Genomic DNA, 7,976 nt, shown 5'->3' on the forward strand with positions numbered 1-7,976 from the left:
CATAATCGGTGGCGGCCAGGGCTTCCGCAGAGCGCCGGTATTCGGCAATCAGGTGTGCCATCCGGGGCGAGATGCCCGCGGGAGCGGTGCCAACCGCCAACAGGCTGCGGAAGAAAGAATGGCGTGGTCTGAACAGGACCGGCATGGCGCGGCGCTTGATAAGATCATTGACGTCGATCATGTGGGGAACTCCGACTGAGAAGTTGGAGCCGGGAAGTATTGCAAGCACTCTCCGGTGCCGGCCGGGAGTGATCAGGCTGCGATGGTGGGATGTATCATGGCGATCTTGTCGAAAGCTTCCTCGAGAGGTTCCCAAAAACCTGTCGACTCAAGGATAAGGTCGTTTCCCACATCCGATTGTTCCTCTCGGTTCTCAGCCTTGCCAGCTGTGGCTGTCAAGCTGATGGTAACGAGATGTTTCCAAGCATGAAAATGTTATACCGTAGTAGGAAAATCCCATATGGTAAGTAAAGGTATTCAGGCATTATCTTTTTTAGAGAGAACATATGCTTTTCAGGAAATTTCACCAGAACTCTAGCAAAAGGTTTTCCGAAATGTTTGTAACGTGATGTCAGGCATTGCAGGTATTGGGGATACACCGCTCCTTTCTCACGTCAGCATGGATGCGAGGGTCACTGTAGGGAGCGGTGTGTTTCCGCCCTTTGGACCTCCTCATTATGATTACAAGGCCAATGACGGGCCCATACATCGATAGGACCGGCTTATACGTTGAATAATGTTCCTGGCCGCTTCAGACAATCGCCAGGATGATCGACACTAGCAGGATCGCTGCGTCTTGGTCAGGTCTACCTGGCTTCTCCCGGTGCCTTCACCGAGATCGTTCACGTCTTTCATGTAGAAATGTCGGAGGCGTTCACGGCCTCGCTCCTGAGAGCGAAGCCATCCGGTGCGAGATTCTTCTTCTAGACGATGTGCTCGCTGAGCTCCGAAACGGCTCCGTACCGCCCAGCCTGACGCTGATCGCCCTCTCGATTTCGAGCTTCACCTTCTGTCCCAGTTGGCCTGACCAGTCTTCCGCAAACAGACCGACGCTCATTCGAAACCGGAACTAACGATGCGGACACAAGTCTCCGAAACATCGGCGACACCCTCACGACCATGGTGCGCAGCCACCACAATCATGCCTGGCGTGAACCGCAGGAAGAACGGGATCTTTGGGTCATGGGCAAGGGCGCGACGCCAGCCATCCCGGACCAGTGGGGCTTCGTCGGCGACTCGATGGGAGACGACGCGGTGATCCTCGACCGGGTGGAAACTCCTGAAGGGAGGTCTTCGCTCCAATCGCCCGTCGAGGCCGCGGATTTGGCCGTCGGGAGGCGAAGCGCCGGTTTGCCAGCACGGAGATGGACGCCCGGCGCGTAGCGTGCTCGTCGCAGGCGGCAGGTATCGTCCTGGGTCTCGCCCGGTGCTGGTTTGCTCCGACGGGACAAGACCCTGCACCGATCAAGTTGGAACGAAGCGGCGACAAACGGCCGGATCATCGTGGATCTACACAGACATATCCCCCAAGTCTGTGGATAAGTGCCGCCAAATACTGCCAGGATCGACCGCGCCGACGTTCTATCTGGTTTCGGCAACCAACTGCCTAGTGAAAGGCATCAATCCTGGTCACATTGAGGACAACAGTTTCCAACAAACTACTGACCAGTTCCCGGCCTTTCCGGCGCGATCCACGCGCCCGGCGGGTTCGCCGTCGAGCGGCATTGTACCACGCGCAGCAACAGGTCTGCCTGCCGCTGCTCCCAGACCGCGGGCAGCATCGGGATGGCATACTTCCCCAGTCTTTGCGATCTGCTGTCCCGAGTGGCGGCGGTAACGCCACCGAAAGCCCGTCACCCCTTTGCCCTTGCATCGGCTGCCATGCGAAGCAGAATCTCGACCGCTTCCTCCGCCTGTTCCGCAGGGACGAAGAGATGGTCGTGCAAGAAGGCTGACAGGTGGTTCATGCACAATCCGACCGTGGCCAACCGCGTCGTGACCTCCGCCAGGAAACCAACGGACCTTAGGGCGGAATGGAGCGGCAGCGTGACCATGCGGCACGGGAAGGCGCCGATGCGTCCGGCTGCTGACGCGGCATGGTCGGGAACGATCATCGTCATCCCTCGTCCTTGATGAACAATATCACGGCACCGAGCCCAAAGGGGTGGCGCCGCCCGGCGACACTGTGACGAACACGTAGGATCCGCTGCGAAGCTCGGGACGCATAGGCGCGATCAGCTTGTTCAGGCCGTTCTCGCCAGACATCGCTTCACCCAAGTAAAGTAGTCACCGCCGGGTTCCAAGGGCGGATCAGGGAACCTGGTTCGATGCATTCCAATGATCCCAGCTGCCCACTGCCACCCTCAGGGGCATATAACACTGCTATGCCGGAAACGGGAAGATCCATCTCGTCAAAGTATTACTTGCGACAGTGCGCTGGCGGCTGCGGGCTGCTCACTGTCGCCTGACCAAGGTGCACCGCAACAGGGATGACGTGTGCCGCCGATTAGGATTTGGCGCGAGACTTCACGAAACCCTCGTGATCGCTCTTCAGCTTGTTGACGAACTCAAGATTCAGAAGCTGTTCGTAGACATCAGGCATTGATTTCCTGGGTTACAAGGCGCACCAAGCGGCGGGACAGGATCGAGATGAAGGCGGTCTCGATGGATGCGATGAGGTGAGCCTTCGTCCGCTCAAAGATGGTGTTCAACCGGCGATAGCGGGTAGTCCAGCCCAGCGAGCGCTCGACAACCCATCGAATCCCCTCCGGAATGAAGGATCCGTCGTGACCGCCGGCGCTGGGTTGGCTGGTGATTCCGATGGCTTCGCCGGCCTTGGACAGCCGCTCGCCCCGGTAGCTGAGATCACCCAAGGCAGTTCCCTTGAAACCGCGGCCGGCAAGCTGATGCAGCACCGGGACAATGCCTTTGCTGTCATGCCTGTTGGCTGCCGAGACGTTGATCGCCAACGGAAAGCCGTACTTGTCGACCGCAAGATGGATCTTGATGCCCTTGATCTTTTTGCTGCCATCGAAGCTGCGCGTGAAGCAGGTCAGCGCGATTGACTGGAGCGGCTGTCGATGATGACGGCACTAGGTATGGGTTTGTCACCACAAGCCTGCCGCCAAGCCAGGATCAGGCGGTTGAGCAGCCGGCGCCACAGACCAAGCCGGGTCCAGCGGGCGAACAGTGAGTACAGCGTGCCGAACGGGATGTCGCACAGGAGGCCGATCGCCCGCCACTGCATGCCGCAGAAGCACACGCACCAGATGGCCATCATCGCCTTGCGCAGTGCCGCTCCAATCAGCGGCGGCTTCGGCCCGGAACGGGTCGACCGGGTGCCATCCGCCGCCCTGGCCGCGAGTTCCGCCAGCACTGCGTCGACGAAGGCGTCGACATCGGCAAAAGCATCCCACGAGGCAGCAGAAGTCCTGGCAGAGTTGAAAGCGGTGCCCATATGCGGTTGATCCAGTGGCTGTTGGCGATGGCCGCAGACATACCCTGCCGCCCTCCCACGCGTCAGCCCTCATTCTGCTCAAAGTAGCATCCCGATCAGCACAGGCCAGCACACCCCGTCTACGAACAGACTCTGAGACACAATCAGGATCGTTCGGTCCTTCAAGCCCGAGCATCGACACTGGAAATCATGAGCGACCATGCATTGAGGGATATCGGTCTCAGCCGCACCGATGTGCCTGCCATCGCCGCGAATTTCCGGTTTCTGGAAAATTGCCAGGAGAGCGGACGAAGATCCGGGAGGGCGTCTTCCAAGACACCCTAAATCCGGCTTTGGTTTGCAACGGCTTTCAATCGCCAAGCAAATCGTTCAGCTGGTTACGCAGAGCGCGGATCGCTTCGCGCTGCTTGTCATCGAGCGTCGCCTTCCGCTGCCGAAGCGCCACGATATCGATGCTGGTACGCTTGATGTTTTTCTGAACGCTCGCCAGCAACTTGGCGACATCCGCAGCGGGCGTTGCGGTCGGCACGGGCTCTCGCCCCTGCCCGTCCGCCGCAACCATACTCTTCTTCGACTCTCGAAGGCCCCGGATGGTCAGCTTGCCAGCCTTGGCTTCTTCCCACAGGTTCTGGCGCAGGGCGCTATCGTCGATAAAGGCAAGTTCCTGAAGGAGCGACTTGGAGATCGACTTACGGAAAGCCGGGTACTCCAGCAACATGTCTTCCGGCAGCTTCAGGGTAGCCAGCGTCCTCGCGATTTCACCCTGGCTCCGAGAAACGATCCGCCCAAGTTCCTCATGGGTGTAGCTATGGCGCTCGATCAGCCGGGCAAAGGCCCTCGCTTCCTCCAGCGCATCCAGTTCCGAGCGCTGAAGGTTCTCGATCAGGGCGATCTCGTCCAGATCGCCATCGGTGATGATGGCAAAGATGGTTTCCCGCCCGAGCAGCTGATGAGCCCGAAACCGCCGCTCGCCGGCGGCTATGACATAGCGTCCGCCGTCGGTCTGCTGCACCAGGATCGGCTGCTTGAGGCCCATCCTGCCGATCGACTCCGCAAGACCGCGCAGTTCGTCCTCGTCGAAGTGCTGGCGCGGCTGATTCGGGTTGCGGTCGATGGCCGTCAGGTCGATCTCGACCATTCTCGGAAAGTTGGAACTGGTGCCGAACAGGACATCGCTCCGTACCTGGGCGGCTGCCTTGCTCATCATGGACGGTCCTTTTTGAGCTTTCTTAAGAAGCGACACGACCATCCTCCGCAATCATATGGGTGATGAGGGTACGGGTAATCTCATGATAGACCTCGGCTCCGGGAGCATTGGGAGCGGCCTTGAGCAAGGGCAGCTGCGCCCGCGCCGACTGGGTGAACTTCGTCGTCCGCGGGATAGGATCGAAGATACGGATCACCTTGCCGAACAGTTCATGCAACTCGTCCAGCGTCAGTTTCTCAGCGGCATTGCGCGAGGTATACATGGTAGGCAGCAGGCCAAGGATCTGCAAACCAGGATTGCTGCGCCGCCGCAGCTTATTCGCCGTTTCCAGCAGCAGCGAGACGCCAAGGCCTGCCAGGGTTTCGGTCTGGACCGGCACCAGCAGCTGATCGGCAGCATTCAGGGCATTGACCGTCAACATCGACAGGGTAGGGCCGCAGTCGATCACGACGACATTATAGATTCCGCGCAGCGGCTCCAGCCGGTCACGCATCGCAAGCGGACCGCCATTGACCGGATCGGACGCCAGTTCGATATCCACATTGGCCAGAGCTATCGTCGACGGTACCAGATCGAACAAACCATCGCATACCGGGACGATGACGTCCGTGATGGGCTTTTCCTGGCGAAGGACCGGATACAGCGTTTTTCCCGCAGCATGAGCTTCCGCCTGATCGATGCCAAGATGCGCCGTGGCGCTCGCCTGCGGGTCACTGTCGATCAGCAGGACCTTCAAACCGGCATTGGCAAGCAGAAAGGCCAGGTTGACCGCCGACGTGGTCTTGCCCACTCCGCCCTTCTGATTGGCAACAGCCAGTATGATGCAGCGTTTGGGTGCAAGGGCTTTGGGCGCCATCTCGGCGGCGACGAACTTGGCGACCTGTGCCGGAATACGTTCGGCGCCGGACTCCCACCGGGAGATGCGGGCCTTGTCATAGCTGCGGCCGAGCTGTCCGTTGAGGTGTTCGGCAAAAGCGCGCTGGTCCATTCCCCGGCTTTCGCGCAGCGTCTTCAGTTCTGGGCCGATCATCGAAGCTCCCCGGTATTCGACGTCGAATATCTGCATCGCCGTCATGCGGTGTGTTCGCGTCACACCATACACAGTTGACGCAACGTGACAATGGTCAGTTGACGCACCGGAGGAAGAGGGCAGGGCGAATGTCACATTACGGCACCACCTTGCCGTCTCACCGTCCCGGCATTCGAAGACGTTCTCCTCGATCTCCGCCGGGTCCGACCCGGCCGACATCGCCTTGCCGATACCCAGATGCAGCACCGGCCGCTCCGCAGTCGGGATCAGGGCGTAGGCCGCCTCCTGGATACGGTCGTGGACGAATGCATAGGCATTGTCCTGCCTCCCGATCAGACCCGCATCGACAAGCCCCCATAGAGGCCCGTCCGCCGGACCGGCCCCTGCCCCGCGCACCTGCGCTATTGTCGATGCCGTCGCACCGTCGCCAAGACAGGCCAGCAGCTTCAGGACATCCAGTTGTTGCCCGGGCAGGCGAGCCAGCCGGGTCATCATCAGATCGACGATATCTTCGGTCAGGTTCTTGGCGCGGATCCGGTCCAGGCTCCAGTTCCAGCCACGGCCTTTCGGATCGAAGCCCAGCAGCCCCTCATCCGCCAGCGTCGAGATGAACTGGATCGCGAAGAAAGGATTTTCGCCGGTCTTGCCATGGATCAGCCGTGCCAGCGGCGCCGCCCGGTCTGGATCGGCGCGCAAGGTATCCGCCAGAAGGCACTCCACGTCATCGGGGGCAAGAGGACCCAGCAAGATCTCGCTGAGCTGCGTGCCGCTCTCGCGGATGTCCTCGATCGTCCGGAGCAGAGGGTGCGTCCCGTCGACTTCGTTGCCGCGATAGGCCCCGGCCAGCAGAAGATGCGGCGTCTCCTGCCCTGCGACCAGATGGCGGATCAGGTCCAGGGTCGCGCGGTCGAGCCATTGAAGATCGTCAAGAAACAGGGCCAGCGGGTGTTCGGGCCGGGCGAAGACTTCCAGCAGCCGGCGGAATACGAGCTGGAAGCGGTTCTGCGCATCCTGGGGCGGCAGCGTCTGAACAGGCGGTTGCGGACCGACGATGCGTTCCAGTTCGGGGATCAGATCGGTCATGAGCTGGCCGTTGGCGCCCAATGCTTCACGGAGCGCATCGCGCCAGAGTGCGACCTCCGCCTCGGCCCTCCCGGCGATCTGGAGCATAAGTCCCTGGAATGCCTGCGCCAGCGTGGCATAGGGTATGTCGCGCTTGAACTGGTCGAACTTACCGGCGGCGAACAGCCCGCGCGACGGCACGAGCACCTTGTGCAGCTCGGCGACGACGGATGATTTTCCGATCCCCGAATATCCTAAGATCAGCACGACTTCCATGCCGCCATCGTTCACGACCCGATCGAATTCCGATACCAGCACCTCGATTTCCGCGTCCCGCCATAAAGCCTTTCCGGGATCGCCAGCCTGTCCGGAACGTCGGACGATCCGAGTGGAAACGGGCTGATCCGCCCCGTCCGTTCCCACTCTGCCAGGCAGCGCCGCAAGTCCGCTTCCAGACCCTTGGCGGTCTGGTATCGCTCCTCAGCGGTCTTGCCCAGCAGCTTCAGGATAATGGCTTCGATCTGGCTGGGTATGCCGGGCGTCCGCTCGCTGGGAGGCGTCGGCGGCCGTGCAATGTGGCAGTGGATTAATTCCAGCGGATCGCCGGCCACGAGCGGGAGGGTGCCGGTAGCATCTCATACAGCGTCACGCCAACCGAGTAGAGGTCGCTGCGCGCATCGACCGAACGGTTCATCCGCCCGGTCTGCTCCGGCGCCATATAGACCAGCATGCCGGCAATCGTTTCCGGCGGGACCAGCGCCTGACGTTCGCGCGGCAACCGGGTCGCCAGACCGAGGCCGGTCAGCTGGACCCGGCCGGCGTGATCCGCGAGCAGGTTTGCCGGTCTGATATCCTTGTGGATCAGCCCGTGCCGGTGGACCTCGCAGACCGCGGCTGCAAGCCCGGCGGCAAGACGCAGAAATCGTCCCAGGCCGGAACGTCGCACCGGTCCTGTCGCTACGGGATCGCCACCCTGATCCTCCAGGATCAGGCGCAGGACGGAGGTGGTCCGATCGAGTCCGAGCGGCCGGACAACCCAGTCGCTCTCGATCTCGCCGGCAAGGGCGAATTCGCACTCGATCCGCGCCGTGGTCGCCGGGTTCGGCTGCTCGACCAGCGGCGCCAGCACCAGAACGGAATGCGTTCCGTCCGGCGACCGGGCGCGGAAAAGCCCCAGCTCGCTATCTCCACGCAGGATATCCGAGGAGTATGCCGATAGG

At 61.1% G+C, this 7,976-nt stretch carries 11 protein-coding genes; 2 read left to right on the plus strand and 9 right to left on the minus strand.

Annotated elements, in window-relative coordinates; translation table 11 throughout:
• Positions 1-181, minus strand: a 181-nt coding sequence (locus AC5JJ6_RS31860) for a hypothetical protein (protein WP_496045898.1), incomplete at its 3' end; no start/stop codon positions are given.
• A 938-nt stretch (positions 182-1,119) separates the two neighbouring features.
• Between AC5JJ6_RS31860 and AC5JJ6_RS31865 the strand changes: the two genes are divergently transcribed.
• On the plus strand, positions 1,120-1,383 hold the full coding sequence (locus tag AC5JJ6_RS31865) for a hypothetical protein (RefSeq protein ID WP_496045899.1): 264 nt from the start codon (positions 1,120-1,122) through the stop codon (positions 1,381-1,383).
• A gap of 470 nt (positions 1,384-1,853) precedes the next feature.
• Here AC5JJ6_RS31865 and AC5JJ6_RS31870 read toward each other — a convergent pair whose 3' ends face one another.
• The 4 genes from AC5JJ6_RS31870 to AC5JJ6_RS31885 form a co-directional block, all read right to left on the minus strand.
• Entirely contained in the window at positions 1,854-2,120 is a 267-nt protein-coding gene (locus AC5JJ6_RS31870; protein WP_496045900.1) for an ACT domain-containing protein, read from the minus strand.
• 22 nt (positions 2,121-2,142) lie between these two features.
• A complete protein-coding gene (locus AC5JJ6_RS31875; RefSeq protein ID WP_496045901.1) occupies positions 2,143-2,277 on the minus strand; it encodes an ACT domain-containing protein in 135 nt (44 codons plus the stop codon).
• A 317-nt stretch (positions 2,278-2,594) separates the two neighbouring features.
• Positions 2,595-3,062: a transposase gene (locus tag AC5JJ6_RS31880; protein WP_496045908.1), complete on the minus strand. Its 468-nt coding sequence runs from the start codon at positions 3,060-3,062 to the stop codon at positions 2,595-2,597.
• Positions 3,053-3,457, minus strand: coding sequence for a hypothetical protein (locus tag AC5JJ6_RS31885; protein WP_496045902.1), 405 nt, complete (start codon positions 3,455-3,457; stop codon positions 3,053-3,055). Before AC5JJ6_RS31885 ends, AC5JJ6_RS31880 begins: the two co-directional genes overlap by 10 nt.
• 189 nt (positions 3,458-3,646) lie before the next feature.
• Here AC5JJ6_RS31885 and AC5JJ6_RS31890 point away from each other — a divergent pair, with 189 nt between their 5' ends.
• Complete coding sequence (locus AC5JJ6_RS31890) at positions 3,647-3,781, plus strand: YjiS-like domain-containing protein (RefSeq protein WP_496045903.1); 135 nt, start codon at positions 3,647-3,649, stop codon at positions 3,779-3,781.
• Between the two features lie 25 nt (positions 3,782-3,806).
• Here the strand turns inward: AC5JJ6_RS31890 and AC5JJ6_RS31895 are convergent, their stop codons facing one another.
• From AC5JJ6_RS31895 to AC5JJ6_RS31910, 4 genes are all read right to left on the minus strand, one after another.
• The gene (locus AC5JJ6_RS31895) at positions 3,807-4,661 is read right to left on the minus strand and encodes a ParB/RepB/Spo0J family partition protein (RefSeq protein WP_496045904.1); all 855 of its coding nucleotides are present in this window, start codon (positions 4,659-4,661) and stop codon (positions 3,807-3,809) included.
• Positions 4,662-4,686: 25 nt separating this feature from the next.
• A complete protein-coding gene (locus AC5JJ6_RS31900; protein ID WP_496045905.1) occupies positions 4,687-7,074 on the minus strand; it encodes an AAA family ATPase in 2,388 nt (795 codons plus the stop codon).
• Positions 7,044-7,367, minus strand: coding sequence for a hypothetical protein (locus AC5JJ6_RS31905; protein ID WP_496045906.1), 324 nt, complete (start codon positions 7,365-7,367; stop codon positions 7,044-7,046). Before AC5JJ6_RS31905 ends, AC5JJ6_RS31900 begins: the two co-directional genes overlap by 31 nt.
• The coding region (locus AC5JJ6_RS31910; RefSeq protein ID WP_496045907.1) for a protein kinase domain-containing protein at positions 7,343-7,976 on the minus strand (634 nt) is incomplete at its 5' end. The genes AC5JJ6_RS31910 and AC5JJ6_RS31905, both read right to left, overlap by 25 nt.

It is taken from the genome of Skermanella sp. (genome assembly GCF_059503625.1).

Excerpts from the sequence above, each read along its gene's own strand:
- AC5JJ6_RS31895 (WP_496045904.1), bottom strand. The coding sequence starts at position 4,661 with ATGAGCAAGGCAGCCGCCCAGGTACGGAGCGATGTCCTGTTCGGCACC.
- AC5JJ6_RS31870 (WP_496045900.1), bottom strand. The coding sequence starts at position 2,120 with ATGACGATGATCGTTCCCGACCATGCCGCGTCAGCAGCCGGACGCATC.
- AC5JJ6_RS31890 (WP_496045903.1), top strand. The coding sequence starts at position 3,647 with ATGAGCGACCATGCATTGAGGGATATCGGTCTCAGCCGCACCGATGTG.
- AC5JJ6_RS31865 (WP_496045899.1), top strand. The coding sequence starts at position 1,120 with ATGGTGCGCAGCCACCACAATCATGCCTGGCGTGAACCGCAGGAAGAA.
- AC5JJ6_RS31885 (WP_496045902.1), bottom strand. The coding sequence starts at position 3,457 with ATGGGCACCGCTTTCAACTCTGCCAGGACTTCTGCTGCCTCGTGGGAT.